Genomic DNA, 19,297 nt, shown 5'->3' with positions numbered 1-19,297 from the left:
AGGTGCCGACCAAAAAAGGGGGGCGCGGATTATAGCGGAAATTGCTCAAGGTTTAACCAGTTATCGTACACGCAATCACTGATGCACCAAAAAGAGTCGACGCACCAAATTGCAGCGCCATAAAGGTGCGTGTTTTTCCTGCGCGGTGCGTTTTCGCCCCCTGAAAACCAGCGTTTGAGGCAAAAAACCCAACACGGGGCACTGGCATGCAAATTGCTCCCTTGTGAGGCAGGTTGCCTTGGCAGAGTATTTGCGCCGGCATCACCCAAATTCAAGGGACCACAACTCTATCAAGTCGGTCTCTAGCCACCCGGAGGACACCATGTCGAAGTCGGTTCAACTCATCAAAGATCATGACGTTAAATGGATTGATCTGCGCTTCACAGACACCAAGGGCAAGCAGCAGCACGTCACCATGCCTGCGCGCGATGCACTGGAAGACGATTTCTTCGAAGTCGGCAAAATGTTCGACGGTTCCTCCATCGCTGGCTGGAAAGGCATCGAAGCGTCCGACATGATTCTCCTGCCGGATGACGAAACCGCCCTGCTCGACCCGTTCACCGAAGAGCCAACCCTGGTTCTGGTGTGCGACGTCATCGAACCTTCGACCATGCAAGGCTACGACCGCGACCCGCGCGCCATTGCCCACCGTGCCGAGGAATACCTGAAGTCCACCGGTATCGGCGACACCGTATTCGTAGGTCCGGAGCCAGAGTTCTTCATCTTCGACGAAGTGAAGTTCAAGTCCGACATCTCCGGTTCCATGTTCAAGATCTTCTCCGAACAGGCTTCCTGGATGACCGACGGCGACGTCGATGGCGGCAACAAGGGCCACCGTCCGGGCGTCAAAGGTGGTTACTTCCCGCTGCCACCGGTCGACCACGACCACGAAATCCGCACCGCAATGTGCAACGCTCTGGAAGAAATGGGCCAGGTCGTGGAAGTTCACCACCACGAAGTGGCAACTGCCGGCCAGAACGAAATCGGCGTGAAATTCAACACGCTGGTCAAGAAGGCTGACGAAGTTCAGACCCTCAAGTACTGCGTACACAACGTTGCCGACGCTTACGGCCGTACCGCTACTTTCATGCCCAAGCCACTGTACGGTGACAACGGTTCGGGTATGCACGTACACATGTCCATATCCAAGGATGGCAAGAACACCTTCGCAGGCGAAGGCTATGCCGGTCTGTCCGATACCGCCCTGTACTTCATCGGCGGCATCATCAAGCACGGTAAGGCTCTGAACGGCTTCACCAACCCGTCGACCAACTCCTACAAGCGTCTGGTCCCGGGCTTCGAAGCACCGGTCATGCTGGCCTACTCGGCCCGTAACCGTTCCGCGTCGATCCGTATTCCTTACGTCTCCAGCCCGCGCGGCCGTCGTATCGAAGCACGCTTCCCGGATCCAGCGGCCAACCCGTACCTGGCATTCGCTGCCCTGTTGATGGCTGGCCTGGACGGCATCCAGAACAAGATCCACCCTGGCGACGCAGCTGACAAAAACCTGTATGACCTGCCGCCTGAAGAGGCCAAAGAGATCCCACAAGTTTGCGGCAGTCTGAAAGAAGCCCTGGAAGAACTGGACAAGGGCCGCGCGTTCCTGACCAAGGGCGGCGTTTTCAGCGACGACTTCATCGATGCCTACATCGAGCTGAAAAGCGAAGAAGAAATCAAGGTTCGCACCTTCGTACACCCACTGGAATACGAGCTGTACTACAGCTGCTGATCCAGCCACGCCAGCGTTGATGGCGTAACAGGAGACCTCCTTCGGGAGGTCTTTTTTTGCCCGGAGTTTACCGCGTGAACTTTTGTTCACCCCGCAACGCTGGCTCTGCCCGGTCGCCTGGAGTTAAATCTGCATCTCCCCACCGAACCGAGATGGAACTGCCATGCGCCTTATCCTGGCCACTTCCCTGCTGACAATGACGTTCATGTCTTCCTGCTTCGCCTTCACTGCCGAGCAGAAGCCTTCTGCACTTGAACCCCTGCTGCAAGCGATCAGCGAGCGCCTGACCATCGCCGATCAGGTTGCCCTGAGCAAGTGGGACAGCGGCAAGGCCGTCGAGGACCCGCCGCGCGAGCTGCAAGTGATCAACGCCGCCCAGGCCCGCGCTGCCGAGTTCAAGCTCAACCCCGATGATGTTCAACGTCTGTTCCGCGCCCAGATCGAAGCCAATAAACAGGTGCAGAACGCCCTGCTCGCCCAGTGGCACGCGGCAGGCAAAGCGCCCGACACAGTCAGGCTCAGCCTGGTCGATGACATCCGTCCGAAGCTGGATCGCCTGCAGACCCAACTGCTCCAGGCCTACGCGGACTTCCAGCCACTGCGCAAGGCGGAAACCTGCCAGATGCAACTGGATGCGGCGCTGAAGCGTTATCAGACCGACCCGATTCACGATCAGGCGCTGGTACTGGCCACTGCCGACCTTTGCCCTGCGAAACTCTGACACATCAGGCAGATAGCGCAGCATAGGGCGATGTGTTCTATGCTGACGGCCAATCTTGCCCTGCTGTCGAGAGTCTCATGCGTCAAAGTCTGATTTGCCTGCTGCTGTTGATCAGCCTGCCCGCGCTGGCGCAGATCTATAAGTACACCGATGCGAACGGTAACACCGCGTTCAGCAACCAGCCGCCCAACGGGGCCAAGACCGAAGTGGTCGAGTTGCCGCCACTCAACAGCATAGAAACGCAGACGCCTTCCAGACCGGTCGTCAACAGTGCGCCGCAACCAGCCCCTGTCGCACCACCCTCGCAGCCGCAAACGGCCTATGACGTACTGGAACTCACCGACCTGCCCACCGACGAAGCGTTACGCGCCAACAATGGCACGTTCATCATCGGCGTGAAGATCCAGCCGCGCCTGCAACCGACTCACAGCCTGCAACTGCTGCTGGACGGCAACCTGTACGGGCAGCCCTCCAACCTGCCGCGCTTTCAAGTGGTCAACGTAGATCGCGGCGAACACAGCTTCGCGGTGGTCGTGAAAGACGGCGATCGGATCATTCAGCAGAGTGAAACCATCACCCTGACCGTACAGCGCGTACACCTCGGCAAGCCATGAGCAGACACACGATGCGCCGTCTGCTGACCTGCCTGTTGCTGCTGTTGACGCTGCCTGCAGCGGCCGACGTCTATACCTACATCGACGCGCAGGGTAATCGGGTGTTTACCGACCAGCCGCGCAAGAACGCCACCCGCGTCGACATCGCGCCCAGCAACAACATGACCGGCACGCCGCCGACCCGGACCTTGAAGGCCCACCCTGCCAAACCTGCAATAAAGCCGATGTTTCATTACCAATTGCTGAGAATTCTGGTGCCCGAACCGGACGCCACCCTGGTCAATCCCAGTGGCGACCTGATCGTTACCGTCACCAGCGAACCGGTGTTACAGGAGGGGCACAGCTATCGATTGCTACTGGATGGTGTTGTCGTCGGCCAGGCCGGCCGCAGCCCGGTGTTCCCGTTGAGCAATGTCGATCGTGGCACGCATCAACTGTCGGTAGAGATTTTCGACGAACTTGGCCGTGTGCTGGAAAAAACACCGAACCAGCCCTTTCACGTGCAGCGCATTTCCCTGGCGCAAAAGCGCGCGACTCACCCCTGCAAGGAGGATGACTACGGTGTGCGGCCGGAGTGTCCGCTCAAGGACAAGCCCGAGCCCAAAAGCAGCATCCTGCCCTTCTTCTGATCTCGCCAAAACGCCAGCACCTTTTTGGTGCGCTCTATGACTGCCTGCGCAACAATACAGCCCAATCTGGTTCAGGAAGCCCGGCCGGGTAGCGCCGTATGCGGGCACGCTTTGCAAAAACGTCCCGACTTTGCAAATAAAACGCTTCTTTTCGGAGCCTTGGTTTGTTTTTTGCAACTTCACTGACACAGCACCGTATTGGTGGCTTTGCTCCTGCTGGCGCAGACCAGCCAGCACCAGCATGGCGCGACTGCAATGTGCCAAAAGAGGTCAACACGATTCATGACTATCAGCGATGCGCTGCACAGACTGTTACTGGATAACCTGACCACTGCCACCATTCTGCTCAACGCCGACCTGCGTCTTGAGTACATGAACCCGGCAGCGGAAATGCTGCTGGCCATCAGCGGGCAGCGTAGCCATGGGCAATTCATCAGCGAGCTGTTCACCGAGTCGGCCGAAGCATTGAGTTCGCTGCGTCAGGCAGTCGAACAGGCTCATCCTTTCACCAAGCGCGAAGCGATGCTCACTGCACTGACCGGTCAGACCCTGACTGTCGACTATGCGGTGACGCCTATCCTCAGCAAGGGCGATACCCTGCTGTTGCTTGAAGTACACCCGCGTGACCGGTTGTTGCGCATTACCAAGGAAGAGGCCCAGCTGTCCAAGCAGGAAACCACCAAGATGCTGGTGCGTGGCCTGGCTCACGAAATCAAGAATCCGCTGGGCGGCATTCGCGGGGCCGCACAATTGCTGGCCCGCGAGCTGCCTGAAGAAAGTCTCAAGGACTACACCAACGTCATTATCGAAGAGGCCGACCGCCTGCGTAATCTGGTCGACCGCATGCTCGGCTCCAACAAGCTGCCATCGCTGGCCATGACCAATGTGCATGAAGTGCTGGAGCGTGTGTGCAGCCTGGTCGAGGCCGAAAGCCAGGGCTGCATCACCTTGGTGCGCGACTATGACCCGAGCATTCCCGACGTGTTGATCGACCGCGAGCAAATGATCCAGGCCGTGCTCAATATCGTGCGCAATGCCATGCAGGCCATCAGCGGCCAGAACGAATTGCGCCTTGGCCGGATCACCCTGCGCACCCGCGCCATGCGCCAGTTCACCATCGGCCACGTTCGCCATCGACTGGTGAGCAAGATCGAAATCATCGACAACGGCCCCGGTATTCCGGCCGAACTTCAGGAAACCATTTTCTACCCCATGGTGAGTGGCCGCCCGGACGGTACGGGATTAGGTCTTGCCATTACCCAGAACATCATCAGCCAGCACCAGGGTCTGATCGAGTGTGACAGCCATCCCGGCCACACCACATTCTCGATCTTCCTGCCGCTGGAACAAGGAGCAGCTTCGACATGAGCCGTAGTGAAACTGTCTGGATCGTAGACGACGATCGTTCTATCCGCTGGGTACTGGAAAAGGCCTTGCAACAGGAAGGCATGACCACGCAAAGCTTCGACAGCGCCGACGGGGTGATGAGCCGTCTGGCCCGTCAGCAACCCGACGTGATCATTTCCGACATCCGCATGCCGGGTGCCAGTGGCCTGGACCTGCTGGCGCGGATTCGCGAGCAGCATCCGCGTCTGCCGGTGATCATCATGACCGCCCATTCGGACCTGGACAGTGCCGTGGCGTCTTATCAGGGTGGTGCGTTCGAGTACCTGCCCAAGCCGTTCGACGTCGATGAAGCCGTCTCGCTGGTCAAGCGCGCCAATCAGCACGCTCAGGAACAACAGGGCCTGGACGTTGCACCGACACTGACCCGCACCCCTGAAATCATTGGCGAAGCGCCAGCGATGCAGGAAGTGTTTCGCGCCATCGGCCGTCTGAGTCACTCCAACATCACGGTGTTGATCAACGGTGAGTCGGGAACCGGCAAGGAATTGGTCGCTCATGCATTGCATCGCCACAGCCCGCGTTCGGCCTCGCCGTTCATTGCGCTGAACATGGCGGCGATCCCCAAGGACCTGATGGAGTCCGAACTGTTCGGGCATGAAAAAGGCGCGTTCACCGGCGCGGCCAACCTGCGTCGTGGACGCTTCGAACAGGCCGACGGCGGCACGCTGTTTCTCGATGAAATCGGTGACATGCCGGCCGACACCCAGACCCGTCTGTTGCGCGTACTGGCCGATGGCGAGTTCTACCGGGTAGGCGGGCACACGCCGGTCAAGGTCGATGTGCGGATCATTGCCGCGACACACCAGAACCTGGAAACCCTGGTACAGGCCGGCAAGTTCCGCGAGGACTTGTTCCACCGCCTGAACGTGATCCGTATCCACATTCCGCGCATGTCGGACCGTCGTGAAGACATCCCGACCCTGGCCAAGCACTTCCTCAGCCGCGCGGCTCAGGAACTGGCGGTCGAACCCAAGCTGCTCAAGGCCGAGACCGAGGAATACCTCAAGCATCTGCCGTGGCCTGGCAACGTGCGTCAGCTGGAAAACACCTGCCGCTGGATCACGGTCATGGCGTCGGGTCGTGAAGTGCACATCAGCGACCTGCCACCGGAACTGCTGAGCCTGCCGCAGGACGCCGCACCGGTCACCAACTGGGAACAGGCGCTGCGCCAGTGGGCCGATCAGGCCTTGTCTCGTGGTCAGTCCAGCCTGCTGGACAGCGCCGTGCCGACCTTCGAGCGGATCATGATCGAAACCGCCCTCAAGCACACCGCCGGCCGCCGCCGCGACGCCGCCGTACTGCTGGGCTGGGGCCGCAACACCCTGACCCGCAAGATCAAGGAACTGGGCATGAAGATCGATGGCGGGGATGACGACGAGGCCGATGAGGGCTGAGTGGTTATATGATGGTCATTAGTGCCAATGCTCCGCATTGGCATGCATTTCGAAACACTCTGCGCCGCGCCTACTATTCAAGGCAGGACGCTGAGCGTCCAGAACTGCATTCCCACGCGGAGCGTGGGAACGATAGTCATCTCAGGAATTGCGTGTAACGCGCAGCTCAGCACCGCATCACTCAGCCAGCGACGGCTTTTCCCACAGATTGATTCTACCTTCCACCGCAAAGCTGTCGATCTCGGTCAGTTCTTCGGGACTGAACGCGAGGTTCTTCAGCGCGCCGACGTTTTCGACAATCTGCTCCGGACGGCTCGCACCGATCAACGCGGAGGTCACGCGCGGATCGCGCAGCGTCCAGGCCAGGGCCATTTGTGCCAGGCTCTGACCGCGACGCTGGGCGATTTCGTTGAGCGCACGCACGTGGGCGATGTTCTGCTCGGACAGGTGCGAAGCCTGCAGCGAGCCGCCACCCGGACGATTGACCCGCGCATCCTTGGGCACGCCGTTCAGGTATTTGTCCGACAGCAACCCCTGGGCCAACGCGGTAAAGGCGATCACGCCCGCGCCCAGCTCTTCAGTCGCGTCGAGCAAGTCTTTCTCGACCCAGCGATTGAGCAGGTTGTAGGCCGGCTGGTGGATCAGCAACGGCACTTTCCACTCTTTGAGCAACGCCGCGATCTCACGGGTCTTGGCCCCGGAATAGGATGAGATACCGATATACAGCGCCTTGCCCTGCTGAACCGCGGTGGCCAGCGCGCTGGCGGTTTCTTCCAGCGGAGTGTCCGGGTCGAAACGGTGGGAATAGAAGATGTCGACGTAATCGAGCCCCATGCGCTGCAGGCTCTGGTCGAGGCTGGCGAGCACGTATTTACGTGAACCACCGCCCTGTCCGTATGGGCCCGGCCACATGTCCCAGCCAGCCTTGCTGGAGATGATCAGTTCATCACGGTAGTGCTTGAAGTCTTCGCGCAGCAGACGGCCGAAGTTGATCTCGGCGCTGCCGTACGGCGGGCCATAGTTGTTGGCCAGGTCGAAATGGTTGATGCCCAGATCGAACGCCGTGCGCAGCATGGCGCGCTGGGTGTCGATCGGCGTGCTGTCACCGAAGTTGTGCCACAAGCCCAAAGACAGTGCCGGAAGCACCAGCCCGCTGCGGCCGGTACGGCGATAAGGCATGTCTTCGTAACGATTTTCGGCAGCGATGTAGGTCATTGAATCCTCTCTTGTCTGGGGGATATTCGAGGCGTCTTGATTGCATTTGCGAACAGGCGACGCCTGTTCGCAACGCCGGAATCATGGCTTTTGCCAGACAACCTGCTGAATGTCGACCCGCTTAGGTATCAAGTGGTTGTCGTAAAACAGATCAGCGGTCGCCTGCTGCGCACTTACGATCTCCGGCGTGATCGGCAGGCTGGGTGATACAGGCCGATGGTCAAGATACTGAGTCATGACCGCTTCGGACAAGCCCATGCTCCGCGCCAGTATCTGAATACTCTCGGCACGCTGCGAGCGCGATAGCCCATCGGCAACTGTCAGTTCATCGAGCACCTGCTGCACGAGCGCTGCATTTTCCTCGGCAAACGCCCGCCGTGCGGTATAGAACGGCCCGGACAATCCAAGCCCCTCGCCGTTGGCCAGCAGGCGAGTGTGGCCTTCGCTCATAGCGATGGAGTAGTAAGGGTCCCAGATCGCCCAGGCATCGACACTGCCGTTTTCAAAGGCAGCGCGGGCATCGGCAGGGGTCAGATAGATTGGCTGAATATCCTTGAAGGTCAGACCTGCTTTGTTGAGCAAACGCAGCACCACGTTATGCGAGCTGGAGCCTTTCTGCAGCGCGACCTTGCGGCCTTTCAATTCTGCGACGCTGTGCACCGGGCTTTCGTTGCGCACCAACAGGGTTTCCACCTGCGGCTTGGGTGGCTCTGCACCAATGTAGACCAGGTCGGCACCTGCGACCTGGGCGAAAATCGGCGGAATGTCGCCGGTGGAGGCGATGTCCAGGCTGCCAATGTTCAGCGCCTCCAGCATCTGCGGCCCGGCCGGAAACTCGATCCATTTGATTTGTTTCTCGGGAAAACGCTTTTCCAGCAAGCCGTGTTCCTTGGCCAGCACCAGCGTAATAGAGCCCTTCTGATAGCCGATGCGGAGGGTGTCGGGCTCGACGGCAGCAGCTGTCCCGAACAGGCCACTGAAAGCCAGAATGGCGGCGATAAACGTGAATGGTTTCATGGGTGATCCCTTAATTCTGTATAAAAATCTGCCTCTGATTCTGGCCGAAGGCCGCTTTCTGCGCTCATCAGGACTTGCATGCGGCAACGATCAAAATCTGTAAGCAGGCCGTTGCAAGCCCAGGTTTTCACGCAAGGTCGTGCCCTCATACTCGGTACGAAACAGCCCGCGCCGCTGCAACTCGGGCACCAGCAACTGCGCGACATCTTCCAGACCACCCGGCAGATGCGGCACCAGCACATTGAAGCCATCCGCCGCGCCTTGCTCGAACCAGCGTTGCAGCTCATCGGCAATCTGCTCAGGCGTACCGATCAGGCTGTAGTGCCCTCGCCCGCCGGCAATCCGCCGCCCCAGTTGCGCCAGGGTCAGGTTTTCCTGATCGGCCAGTTCGGTGAGCAGTTTCTGCCGGCTGCGCTGGCCGCTGTCGGTCAGTGGCAGCTCTGGCAACGGGCCATCCAGCGGGTAACCCGACAGGTCGAAATTGCCCAGCATGCGGCCCAGCAGAGCGACCCCGACCTGAGGCTCGACCAGCGCCTGAAACGACTCGAATTTAGCTTTCGCCAAGGCTTCGGTTTCGGCCACGACGATGAACACGCCGGGCATGATTTTCAGCGAATCGACGTCACGCCCGTAAGCACTCAGACGGCCTTTGATGTCCGCATAAAACGCCTGAGCGCTGGCCAGCGAGGTCTGCGCGGTGAACACCACTTCCGCCGTCTGCGCCGCCAGTTCACGCCCGACTTCCGAGGAACCAGCCTGCACCACCACCGGTTGTCCTTGCGGCGAACGTGCCACGTTCAGCGGGCCTTTGACGCTGAAGTGCTCGCCCTGGTGATCGAGCACATGCAGCCTGGCCGGGTTGTAATACTCGCCGCTGGCCTTGTCGCGGGTGAAGGCATCGTCTGCCCAGCTGTCCCAAAGGCCGGTCACCACCTGGTGAAACTCTCGTGCGCGGCTATAGCGCTCGGCATGCCCCACATGCTCGGCGCGACCGAAGTTCTGCGCTTCGGCGGCGGCATCCGAGGTCACCAGATTCCAGCCCGCTCGCCCACCGGAGAGATGATCCAGCGAGGCGAACTTGCGGGCTACGTGATACGGCTCGTTGTAGGTGGTGGTTGCCGTCGCGATCAGACCGATATGCTCAGTCACCGCACTGAGTGCCGAGAGCAGGGTCAGCGGTTCGAAATGATCGGAGCGTGCCATGCGGCTGGCGATATCACCGGTCGCGGCAGCCACGCTGTCGGCGACGAACAGTGCATCGAATTTTGCCGCCTCCGCAACCCTGGCCACGTACCGGTAATGCTTGAAATCCAGCCCTGCATCCGCAGGCACAGCCGGGTGCCGCCAAGCAGCGACATGATGCCCGGTGGCCATCAGGAAAGCGCCCAGCTTCATCTGTCGAGCAGTCGTGCTCATACCTCACTCCTTACGTGTTGCCTGGGGTCTCGGCTCAAAAATCCTTGCGTAACTGCACACCGAAATAACGTTCATCATCACGCGGCACGGATCGGTAAACGTAGTTGCCCCCGGTCGCCAGCATTGGCGAATAGGACTTGTCAGCCAGGTTCTTGCCCAGCAATGCCACACGCCAGCCACTGTTGTAATCAGCCAGTGCCACGCTGGCGTTCCAGATGCCGTAAGCGCCCTGTTTGGTGTCCGGGTTCTGGCTGATGTCGTACTGCACTTCGCTCTGCCAGCTGTAATCGGTGCCCAGTTCGATATCCAGGCCGTTGTCCAGCGGGAGGGTGTAGTCGGCGCGCACGTAGCTTTTCCAGTCCGGGCTGTACGGCAGGGTTTTGCCGTCGACGTTGCAGGACGCCGCCGCACCGGCCGGGCAGGCAAAGCTGTCGATGCGTGCTCTGGTGTAGGACAGCGCGCCGGAGAATTTCAGGTTTCGCGTGGCTTGCAGGGCGTAATCCAGCTCGACGCCTTCGGTGCTGACACTGCCGGCGTTGATCAGGCGCGTCACGACCTGTCCGGCAACACTGTCGAAGAAGTTCGCCTGATAGTTGTCGTATTCGCTGTGGAACACCGCCAGGTTGGTGGTCAGGCGATTATTCCAGGTGGTGGCCTTGAGGCCGACCTCCCAGGTGTTCGAGGTTTCCGGCTTGAGGGCCTCGGTGTCACGCGGCTGCATGTTGAAGAACACGTTGTAGGCCGGGCCTTTGTAGCCGCGCGAATAGGTGATGTAGGTCATCACACTGTCGCTCAGGTCGTATTGCAAACCGAGACGCCCGGACTTGCCGTCTTCGTCCACCGACCCGGAACTGCTGGTCGCTGGCTGAATGCCGCTGACGGTCGTAGCCGATGTCGAGACGCGGCGATGATCGTATTCCAGATCGTCGTGGGTCCAGCGTGCCCCGGCAATCGCACGGAAGTCCGGGGTGAAATTGAACGTGGTTTCGCCGAACACCGAATAACTGTCGGTGGTGGTGCTGTAGTCGGCGATGCCGCGATCCTGAGTCGTCGGTGTGATCAGCGTGCGCTGATAGGTCTCGTCGCTCTTGCCGTGCATGTAAAACAGCCCGCCCACGTATTCGACGAACTGGCCTTTCGGCGACGCCAGACGCAGCTCCTGTGAATACTGGTTGAACTCAAGATCGCCCTTGTCTTCAGTGCCGGGAAAGGCGGCGGTGATGGTGCCAAGCCGGTCGCCGTCCTGATACTGCGTGTTGTCCCAGCCGCGCCAGGCGGTGATGGAGGTCAGGGTGTAGTCGCCCAGTTGCCAGTCGAGCTGACCGGACAGGCCTTTGTTGACGTCCTCGACATGGCTGCGGTAATCGCTGACGACATTGCGGTTATCGCTGTCGGCACGTACCGGCGCCAGGGCACTGGCGAAGGACGGGGTCGGCGCCTTGGTTACCACGCCGTTGGGCGCGTCGTCATGGGACTGCATGTAGTCCGCTGCGAGGGTGAAGGTGATGTCGTCATTGGGCGTGAATTCCAGCTTGCCGCGTGCGCCCTTGCGGTTGTAACCGTTGACTTCCTGGCCATTGAGCTTGTTATCGACATTGCCGTCATAGCTGCCGAACAACGTCGTGATCGAGCCTTTGAGGGTCTGCGGAATCAGGCTGCCGCCAATACCGAAACGGGTGCGGCTTTCGTTGCCGCTGTAATACGACTGATCGATGTAACCGTGAGTCTCTTCGGTCGGTGCCTTGGTGGTGACGTTCAGCACGCCCGCCGAAGCGTTCTTGCCGAACAGCGTACCTTGCGGGCCGCGCAGCACTTCGATGCGTTCCAGGTCGAGCAAGTCCAGCGTGGCCTGACCCGGACGGGCATACACCACGCCGTCGATCACGGTGGCCACGGTCGGTTCGACGCCTGGCGAGGTGGAAATGGTGCCGACACCGCGAACGAACAGCGAAGTGTCCTTGTTGGAAGCCCCGGTGCGGAAATTCAACGACGGCACCTGCTGCACAATACTGGCCACGCCATTACGGTTATCGCGCTCCAGTTGTTCGCCCTCGATCACGGACACGGCAACCGGTACTTTTTGCAGCGATTCTTCACGGCGTGTGGCGGTCACGGTCACCGATTCCAGCGCTACCGTTTCTGTATTCTGCCCTGCCGCTGTCTCTGCCATGGCCGGAACACACGGCAATGCCGTCAGCCCCATCAGTAACCACCCACAACGACGCCCCCGCGCCGCATGAACCTGATTGATCGCCTGCGCCAGAAGCGTGTGTCTGATGCCATCCCCAGCTGTTGTGTGCATCTGCGTGCCTACCTGAAATATGCCCTGATCCGACAGTGCGATGCGCACTGGCGCCTATACGTGCTGACTAAACCGGGTCCGGGCATTCGCGGTGGCGAGTAGCAGACAAACCATCTTTGTTAGCGCTAACATCGCCAGTATCGGGAAATGCTAGATAGACCGTCCAATACTGAAAAATTAGTTTTATATTCTTTTTACTTTTATGCGAAGTGATCGAGCATGGCCGACGAGAAACCCCTGACACGTAAACGCCGAGGCGCAGGCCGGGTGACGATCACTGCCGTGGCGCGTCAGGCGGGGGTGTCGGCCATTACCGTATCGCGCTATTTCAATCAGCCGGAACAGGTATCGCCCGAACTGCGCGAGCGGATTGCGAGCACGGTCAATGCACTGGGTTACGTGCCCAATCTGGTTGCTGGCGGCCTGGCGTCAGCACGCAGCCGGGTGGTGGCGATGGTGATTCCCAACATCTCCGGGCCGATCTTTGCCAATACCATTCAGGGCTTCAGTGACACCCTGAGCCGGCACGGTTTTCAGTTGCTGCTGGCCTCCAGCTACTTTTCCGCCGAGCAGGAAGAAAGCGCGGTACGGGCATTTCTGGGCTGGTCACCGGCGGCACTGGTGCTGACCAGTCGCTTTCACAGCCCTGCTACCGAGAAAATGCTCGAGCAGACCGATGTCCCGGTGATCGAAACCTGGGACCATCAACCCGACCGCAGTCCGATCCAGATCGGCTTTTCGCACTACGACGTCGGCGTCATGGCAGCCCGTTATCTGCATGACAAGGGCTACCGGCGAATCGCGTTCGTACAGAACAGCATCGCGGGCGACTTCAGCGCACTGGAGCGCCGCGACGGCTACGCTGCGACTCTGGAAGGGCTCGGTATCACGCCGTGGGTCTTCGTCCCGGACGCGGACCGAGCGCCATTCGAGGCAGGCAAACAGGCGATGGACACCCTGATGAACCAAGAGCCCCGCCCTGACGCGATCTTCTTCGCCAACGACAACCTGGCAGCCGGCGCCCTGCTCGCCAGCCAGCGCGCAGGCCTGAGCATTCCGCAGGATTGCGCCGTGATGGGTTTTGGCGACTACGCCTTCGCAGAAATGATGCTGCCCAGCCTGACCACCATCAAACCGCCCGCACTGCAGATCGGCGTAATGGCCGCCACGCGGGTGCTTGAAAGCCTCGGAGTGTTACCAGTAGAGGGAGAGATACAACGCCTGAACCTGCTGGAATGCAGATTGGTAGAGCGAGAGAGTACGTGAGCCTGCCGCACTCTCGAGCCTAAGCGGGAGCGTGAGGAACGATGACCCTGTAACCATCGTGCGACGCTCCGCGTCGCATGCCGTTCTGGACGCTCCGCGTCCTCTCCTGAACATGAGGCGCGGCGCAGAGCGTGAGGGACGATAGTTGTAACCGCCCCCCACGCCCCGATCACCGCACCAGATGCAGGAACTGCATATGCCGCTCGTACTGATCGAGCACGTCGTTGATGACCTGTTCCTTGGTGTAGCCCACCAGGTCGTAGTCCTGACTGCCCTCGCTCAAGTGAACTTCGGCGCGGTAGTAGCGGCGATTGTTCAATTGCTTGGAGCCCATGCCGCCACGAGCGAACGAAGGCGTGAAGAAGCCTTTCATCTGCACTTGGTAAATGAACGGACGTTCTTCGCCGTGACCGATTTCCAGGGTCACCGAGTCGTTGGACGGGTCGGGCACGTTGACCACGTTCAAACCCTTTTCGACGAACACCGCCGTCACTTCTTCAATCGCCGGACGCACGGTCTGATCTAGGAAACGGTACACCTCGTCTCGCGACGGGTAATGCACAGCTTGGCTCAGGCGCTGACGCCACCCGCCGCGCCTTGAACCGGACACTGGCGCCAACGAATACAGTTGCGCAATCTGGCGCTGGGATTCCATGACGAACGCTTTGTGCAGGCCCCACATCATCAGCAGCAGAATCAGCGAGAACGGCAGTGAGGTCAGTACCACAGCCGACTTCAGCGCATCGATACTGCCCGAGAACAACAGGCCACTGGTGATCAGCGCCGTGGCCACACCCCAGAACACCCGCAGCCATTTCGGACCGTCTTCGTCAGGGTTGCCGCCTTTGGCTGACAGTGTCGACAGCACCACAGTGCCCGAATCGGCCGACGTCACGAAGAACACAAAGCTGATGAACACCGTGACCGCAATGACCGTCTTGCTCCACGGATAGGTTTCCAGCAGCAGGTACAGGGTCATCGACGGATCGTCGATAGCCGATTGACCCAGCGCAGTCATGCCATGGTTGAGCACTTGATCGATGGCGCTGTTACCGAAGATCGACATCCACGCCAGGGTGAAGCCCAGCGGGATCAGCAACACACCGAAGACGAACTCACGGATGGTCCGGCCACGCGAGATACGCGCAATGAACAGGCCCACGAACGGCGCCCAGGCAATCCACCAGGCCCAATAGAACACCGTCCAGCCGCCCAGCCAGTCACTCGGCTCGTTGTAGGCATACACGTCGAAACTCTTGCTCGGCAGTGCACCCAGATAGTCACCGATGTTCTGCACCAGCGTGTTGAGCAAGTGCTGAGTCGGGCCGGCGAACAGCACGAACAACAGCAACGCACAGGCCAGCAGCATGTTGATGTCGGACATGACGCGCACGCCTTTGTCGACACCGGCGATCGCCACCAGAATCGCAGCGCCCATCATCAGGGTGATCAGTCCGACCTGAATCCAGTGGGTGTGCGCCACGCCAAACAGGTAATCCAGACCGGAGTTGAGGTGCAGCACCCCGAAGCCCATGTCTGCGCCGAGGCCGAAGATGGTCGCAATGATGCCGAAACCATCGACCGCATAGCCGATAGGGCCGTTGATGCGTTTGCCGATCAGCGGATACAGCGCCGAACGCAGGGCCAGCGGCAGGTTGTGCCGATAGGCGAAATAGGCCAGCGCCATCCCGACGAACGCGAACACGCCCCAGCCATGCAGCCCCCAGTGCAGAAACAGCAACTGCATGCCCTGGCGTGCTGCTTCTGCGGTACCGCCCTCGCCCTGCGGCGGTTGCAGCAGGTGCGTCAGGGGTTCTGAAACGCAGAAAAAGAACAGCGTGATGCTGATGCCGGCGGCAAACAGCATCCCGGCCCATGACAGGTAACTGAACTCGGGTTCGTCGTGGTCGGCACCGAGCTTGATCTTGCCGAAGCCCGACAAGGCGGTGACCACCACGAAGACCAGGTACAGGGTCATGACCATCATGTAGTACCAGCCGACCGTGTTGGCCGCCCAGTTTTGCGCCGCCAGCAGCCATTCGCCGCTGGCTTGCGGGAACGCGATCACGACGATGCCGAAAATCAGAATAAAACTCGCAGCGAAATAGAACACTGGAGCATTCATGCGAACCATGCCGCTTGAAGAGGAACTCGCAGAACTCATCGGTTGAGTGCCTCCGGACTGATAAAACCAACTGCAAAAAGCGGATACGGCAAGGGTAAGCCTCCTGTTGTGAGCGGGCAGCGAACCACCGGTTTAACTTGAACGAGCGTTCAATTTAAACACGAAAACACCCGCGAGACCTAATCGCAGGCCGGTGAATGCTGGCTCAGGCCTGGGTATGACGCATGCTTGAGCGGGTTCGTTCCCATGCTGAAGAGGCCATTTGCAGCCCGCCAAATGCGCTGTTTGCAAACACCCAGCGGCAGTTCATTCCCGGCCCGAACGCGGCGCACACATTCCCCGCACCAATCTGTTACCTGTCGCCCCAAAACTGCGCAAAAAGTCATTCAGGTAACAACGTCCAGCCCTTTTCGGAGAAATGCCCCTTTGCTGATCAAAAGCACCAGGCCCGCATAAATAAAGCCCTGCAGATAGATTCGATGGGCAAAAAACAGCGACAGCACAAAGTTGGTCTTTTGATTGCATATGCTTGTATGTACAAGTAGAGACAGGCTGAACACTCTGTCTTCTACCCAACTGAATAGGCCTGCTTCGCCAGGCGCTGCTCGCCCTTCATCGGGCTGGTTCGAATTGATCGCCGAGGATTTTTTTGTGACCGAGAATAATCAAGACCTTAAGCAGGACTGGACCCGCCATCGCGAAGGCGTCGTACGGGCTGCACGCGGTACTCAACTGACCGCCAAGAGCTGGCTGACCGAAGCACCGCTGCGCATGTTGATGAACAACCTCGACCCGGAAGTCGCCGAAAACCCCAATGAACTGGTGGTTTACGGTGGCATCGGTCGTGCCGCACGCAACTGGGAGTGCTACGACAAGATCGTCGAAAGCCTCACTCAGCTCAACGATGATGAAACCCTGCTGGTGCAGTCCGGCAAGCCGGTCGGCGTGTTCAAGACCCACAGCAACGCCCCGCGCGTACTGATCGCCAACTCCAACCTGGTGCCGCACTGGGCCAGCTGGGAGCACTTCAACGAACTGGATGCCAAGGGCCTGGCCATGTATGGCCAGATGACCGCCGGCAGCTGGATCTACATCGGCAGCCAGGGCATCGTGCAAGGCACTTACGAAACCTTCGTCGAAGCCGGTCGCCAGCACTATGACGGCAACCTCAAGGGCCGCTGGGTGTTGACCGCAGGTTTGGGCGGCATGGGTGGTGCGCAGCCGCTGGCCGCGACATTGGCCGGGGCCTGCTCGCTGAACATCGAATGCCAGCAGAGCCGTATCGATTTCCGCATCAAGACCCGCTACGTCGACGAACAGGCCGCTGATCTCGATGACGCACTGGCGCGTATCGCGAAATACACGGCCGAAGGCAAAGCCATCTCCATCGCCCTGTGTGGCAACGCGGCGGACATCCTGCCGGAAATGGTCCGTCGCGGTGTGCGCCCGGACATGGTCACCGACCAGACCAGCGCCCACGACCCGCTCAATGGCTACCTGCCCAAAGGCTGGACCTGGGACGAGTACCGTGCCCGCTCGGTCAGCGAGCCGGCCAGTGTGGTCAAGGCGGCCAAGCAATCGATGGCCGAACACGTCGAAGCCATGCTCGCCTTCCAGCAAGCCGGCATTCCGACCTTCGACTATGGCAACAACATTCGCCAGATGGCCAAGGAAGTCGGCGTCACCAATGCCTTCGATTTCCCGGGTTTCGTGCCCGCCTACATCCGTCCGCTGTTCTGCCGTGGCATCGGGCCGTTCCGCTGGGCCGCGCTGTCGGGCGATCCGCAGGACATCTACAAGACCGACGCCAAGGTCAAAGAGCTGATCCCGGATGACGAGCACCTGCACAACTGGCTGGACATGGCCCGCGAGCGCATCAGCTTTCAGGGTTTGCCAGCGCGTATCTGCTGGGTCGGTCTGGGCCAGCGCGCCAAGCTGGGCCTGGCCTTCAACGAAATGGTCCGCAGTGGTGAGTTGTCGGCACCGGTGGTAATTGGCCGCGACCACCTGGACTCCGGCTCGGTCGCCAGCCCCAACCGCGAAACCGAATCCATGCGCGATGGCTCCGATGCCGTCTCCGACTGGCCGCTGCTCAATGCCCTGCTCAATACCGCCAGCGGTGCGACCTGGGTCTCGCTGCACCACGGTGGCGGCGTCGGCATGGGCTTCTCGCAGCATTCCGGCATGGTGATCGTCTGCGACGGTACGGATGAAGCCGCCGAGCGTATCGCCCGCGTATTGCACAACGACCCGGCCACCGGGGTGATGCGTCATGCCGATGCCGGTTACGACATCGCTATCGATTGTGCCAAAGAGCAGGGCTTGAACCTGCCAATGATCGGACGTTGACAACGTTGCCGGCCATCAGGCCGGCACACGTCGGGGACGGGCATGAGCATGCCCACGGGCCGGATGCCTACTTGAAGCTGCCGTCATCCATTTCAGGCTTAGGAGCATCGACAATGAATATGAAAAAGGCCCTGCTGACCACCCTGGTATCCGCTGGCCTGCTCGCCAGCACAGGCGCAAGTCAGGCTGCCGGCTGGTGCGAATCAGGCAAGCCGGTGAAATTCGCCGGTCTTAACTGGGAAAGCGCGATGCTGCTGACCGACATTCTGCAGGTCGTTCTGGACAAGGGTTACGGCTGCACGGTTGACGCCCTGCCCGGCAATTCCATCGCCATGGAAAACGCCCTGGGCACCAACGATATCCAGATCTTTGCCGAAGAATGGGTCGGTCGCAGCGAGGTCTGGAACAAGGCCGCCGCTGCCGGGAAAGTGGTTGGTGTCGGCGCGCCGATCGTCGGCGCAGTGGAAGGCTGGTACGTGCCGCGCTATGTGATCGAAGGCGATGCCAAACGCAAGCTGGAAGCCAAGGCACCCAACCTGAAATCCATCAGCGATCTGGCCCAGTATTCAGCCGTGTTCAAGGATCAGGAAGAGCCATCCAAAGGGCGTTTCTACAACTGCCCGGCGGGTTGGACCTGTGAATTGGAAAACAGCGAAATGCTCAAGAGCTACGGCCTGGAAAGCAAATACACCAACTTCCGCCCGGGCACCGGCCCGGCGCTGGATGCGGCGATTCTCTTCAGCTACAAACGTGGCGAACCGATCCTGGCCTACTATTGGTCACCCACGCCGCTCATGGGTCAGGTAGACCTGGTGCGTCTGGAAGAGAAAGCCGGGGTCAACAAGACGATCGATATCAAGGTCGGCGTGTCCAAAGTGTTCCACGATGAGGCCCCTGAACTGGTCGCCATCCTGGAAAAGGTCAACCTGCCTATCGACCTGCTCAACCAGAACCTGGGGCGCATGGCCAAGGAACGCATCGAATCGCCGAAGCTGGCGAAGATTTTCCTGAAAGAGCACCCCGAAGTCTGGCACAAATGGGTCAGCGAAGACGCCGCGAAGAAGGTGGACGCTTCGTTGTAAACGACCGGGCTGTCGGACTGAACGGTTCGAC

General features: G+C 59.9%; 15 protein-coding genes. 10 read left to right on the top strand and 5 right to left on the bottom strand.

The features are described from left to right. The first annotated feature begins 322 nt into the window (after nucleotides 1-322). From glnA to ntrC, 6 genes are all read left to right on the top strand, one after another. Nucleotides 323-1,729: a glutamate--ammonia ligase gene (gene glnA / locus BLR16_RS20765; RefSeq protein WP_003372080.1), complete on the top strand. Its 1,407-nt coding sequence runs from the start codon at nucleotides 323-325 to the stop codon at nucleotides 1,727-1,729. 163 nt (nucleotides 1,730-1,892) lie between these two features. Further along, on the top strand, nucleotides 1,893-2,450 hold the full coding sequence (locus BLR16_RS20760) for a chorismate mutase (protein ID WP_074807184.1): 558 nt from the start codon (nucleotides 1,893-1,895) through the stop codon (nucleotides 2,448-2,450). A gap of 77 nt (nucleotides 2,451-2,527) precedes the next feature. Next, nucleotides 2,528-3,064 (top strand): DUF4124 domain-containing protein, encoded by a 537-nt coding sequence (locus BLR16_RS20755; RefSeq protein ID WP_003432413.1) that lies wholly within the window; start codon nucleotides 2,528-2,530, stop codon nucleotides 3,062-3,064. Between the two features lie 11 nt (nucleotides 3,065-3,075). Next, entirely contained in the window at nucleotides 3,076-3,693 is a 618-nt protein-coding gene (locus BLR16_RS20750) for a DUF4124 domain-containing protein (protein WP_024663428.1), read from the top strand. A gap of 282 nt (nucleotides 3,694-3,975) precedes the next feature. Continuing rightward, nucleotides 3,976-5,061, top strand: a complete 1,086-nt coding sequence (glnL, locus tag BLR16_RS20745; protein ID WP_002555720.1) for a nitrogen regulation protein NR(II) — start codon at nucleotides 3,976-3,978, stop codon at nucleotides 5,059-5,061. Continuing rightward, on the top strand, nucleotides 5,058-6,494 hold the full coding sequence (ntrC, locus tag BLR16_RS20740; protein WP_003413458.1) for a nitrogen regulation protein NR(I): 1,437 nt from the start codon (nucleotides 5,058-5,060) through the stop codon (nucleotides 6,492-6,494). Before glnL ends, ntrC begins: the two co-directional genes overlap by 4 nt. Before the next feature lie 177 nt (nucleotides 6,495-6,671). Here the strand turns inward: ntrC and mgrA are convergent, their stop codons facing one another. From mgrA to BLR16_RS20720, 4 genes are all read right to left on the bottom strand, one after another. After that, nucleotides 6,672-7,709, bottom strand: coding sequence for an L-glyceraldehyde 3-phosphate reductase (gene mgrA / locus BLR16_RS20735; RefSeq protein ID WP_074807177.1), 1,038 nt, complete (start codon nucleotides 7,707-7,709; stop codon nucleotides 6,672-6,674). An 81-nt stretch (nucleotides 7,710-7,790) separates the two neighbouring features. After that, nucleotides 7,791-8,726: a sulfonate ABC transporter substrate-binding protein gene (locus BLR16_RS20730; RefSeq protein ID WP_058397121.1), complete on the bottom strand. Its 936-nt coding sequence runs from the start codon at nucleotides 8,724-8,726 to the stop codon at nucleotides 7,791-7,793. A 90-nt stretch (nucleotides 8,727-8,816) separates the two neighbouring features. Next, nucleotides 8,817-10,142, bottom strand: a complete 1,326-nt coding sequence (locus BLR16_RS20725) for an LLM class flavin-dependent oxidoreductase (protein ID WP_074807174.1) — start codon at nucleotides 10,140-10,142, stop codon at nucleotides 8,817-8,819. A gap of 34 nt (nucleotides 10,143-10,176) precedes the next feature. After that, nucleotides 10,177-12,492 carry a TonB-dependent receptor gene (locus BLR16_RS20720; protein ID WP_170846042.1) on the bottom strand — a complete coding sequence of 772 codons (2,316 nt, stop codon included), beginning with the start codon at nucleotides 12,490-12,492 and terminating at the stop codon, nucleotides 10,177-10,179. 171 nt (nucleotides 12,493-12,663) lie between these two features. Here BLR16_RS20720 and BLR16_RS20715 point away from each other — a divergent pair, with 171 nt between their 5' ends. Further along, nucleotides 12,664-13,710: a LacI family DNA-binding transcriptional regulator gene (locus BLR16_RS20715; RefSeq protein ID WP_024663431.1), complete on the top strand. Its 1,047-nt coding sequence runs from the start codon at nucleotides 12,664-12,666 to the stop codon at nucleotides 13,708-13,710. Nucleotides 13,711-13,879: 169 nt separating this feature from the next. Here the strand turns inward: BLR16_RS20715 and betT are convergent, their stop codons facing one another. Further along, a complete protein-coding gene (gene betT, locus BLR16_RS20710; RefSeq protein WP_192872994.1) occupies nucleotides 13,880-15,835 on the bottom strand; it encodes a choline transporter BetT in 1,956 nt (651 codons plus the stop codon). A gap of 224 nt (nucleotides 15,836-16,059) precedes the next feature. Between betT and BLR16_RS28260 the strand changes: the two genes are divergently transcribed. The 3 genes from BLR16_RS28260 to BLR16_RS20700 all read left to right on the top strand — a co-directional run bounded on the left by BLR16_RS28260 (nucleotide 16,060) and on the right by BLR16_RS20700 (nucleotide 19,266). Next, entirely contained in the window at nucleotides 16,060-16,380 is a 321-nt protein-coding gene (locus tag BLR16_RS28260; RefSeq protein WP_129402441.1) for a hypothetical protein, read from the top strand. Nucleotides 16,381-16,486: 106 nt separating this feature from the next. Then, the gene (hutU, locus tag BLR16_RS20705; protein WP_016569239.1) at nucleotides 16,487-18,184 is read left to right on the top strand and encodes a urocanate hydratase; all 1,698 of its coding nucleotides are present in this window, start codon (nucleotides 16,487-16,489) and stop codon (nucleotides 18,182-18,184) included. Between the two features lie 113 nt (nucleotides 18,185-18,297). Continuing rightward, a complete protein-coding gene (locus BLR16_RS20700; RefSeq protein ID WP_074807172.1) occupies nucleotides 18,298-19,266 on the top strand; it encodes an ABC transporter substrate-binding protein in 969 nt (322 codons plus the stop codon). Nucleotides 19,267-19,297 lie beyond the last annotated feature (31 nt).

Origin of the sequence: Pseudomonas sp. BS3767 (assembly GCF_900099665.1) — a bacterium.
Taxonomy (GTDB): domain Bacteria; phylum Pseudomonadota; class Gammaproteobacteria; order Pseudomonadales; family Pseudomonadaceae; genus Aquipseudomonas; species Aquipseudomonas cerasi.
This window is presented reverse-complemented; position numbering and strand designations above follow the sequence as displayed.

What these genes read in the sequence shown, in the direction of transcription:
- glnA (WP_003372080.1), top strand. Translation starts at nt 323, where the DNA reads ATGTCGAAGTCGGTTCAACTCATCAAAGATCATGACGTTAAATGGATT.
- BLR16_RS20760 (WP_074807184.1), top strand. Translation starts at nt 1,893, where the DNA reads ATGCGCCTTATCCTGGCCACTTCCCTGCTGACAATGACGTTCATGTCT.
- BLR16_RS20755 (WP_003432413.1), top strand. Translation starts at nt 2,528, where the DNA reads ATGCGTCAAAGTCTGATTTGCCTGCTGCTGTTGATCAGCCTGCCCGCG.
- BLR16_RS20750 (WP_024663428.1), top strand. Translation starts at nt 3,076, where the DNA reads ATGCGCCGTCTGCTGACCTGCCTGTTGCTGCTGTTGACGCTGCCTGCA.
- glnL (WP_002555720.1), top strand. Translation starts at nt 3,976, where the DNA reads ATGACTATCAGCGATGCGCTGCACAGACTGTTACTGGATAACCTGACC.
- ntrC (WP_003413458.1), top strand. Translation starts at nt 5,058, where the DNA reads ATGAGCCGTAGTGAAACTGTCTGGATCGTAGACGACGATCGTTCTATC.
- mgrA (WP_074807177.1), bottom strand. Translation starts at nt 7,709, where the DNA reads ATGACCTACATCGCTGCCGAAAATCGTTACGAAGACATGCCTTATCGC.
- BLR16_RS20730 (WP_058397121.1), bottom strand. Translation starts at nt 8,726, where the DNA reads ATGAAACCATTCACGTTTATCGCCGCCATTCTGGCTTTCAGTGGCCTG.
- BLR16_RS20725 (WP_074807174.1), bottom strand. Translation starts at nt 10,142, where the DNA reads ATGAGCACGACTGCTCGACAGATGAAGCTGGGCGCTTTCCTGATGGCC.
- BLR16_RS20715 (WP_024663431.1), top strand. Translation starts at nt 12,664, where the DNA reads ATGGCCGACGAGAAACCCCTGACACGTAAACGCCGAGGCGCAGGCCGG.
- betT (WP_192872994.1), bottom strand. Translation starts at nt 15,835, where the DNA reads ATGAATGCTCCAGTGTTCTATTTCGCTGCGAGTTTTATTCTGATTTTC.
- BLR16_RS28260 (WP_129402441.1), top strand. Translation starts at nt 16,060, where the DNA reads ATGCTTGAGCGGGTTCGTTCCCATGCTGAAGAGGCCATTTGCAGCCCG.
- BLR16_RS20700 (WP_074807172.1), top strand. Translation starts at nt 18,298, where the DNA reads ATGAATATGAAAAAGGCCCTGCTGACCACCCTGGTATCCGCTGGCCTG.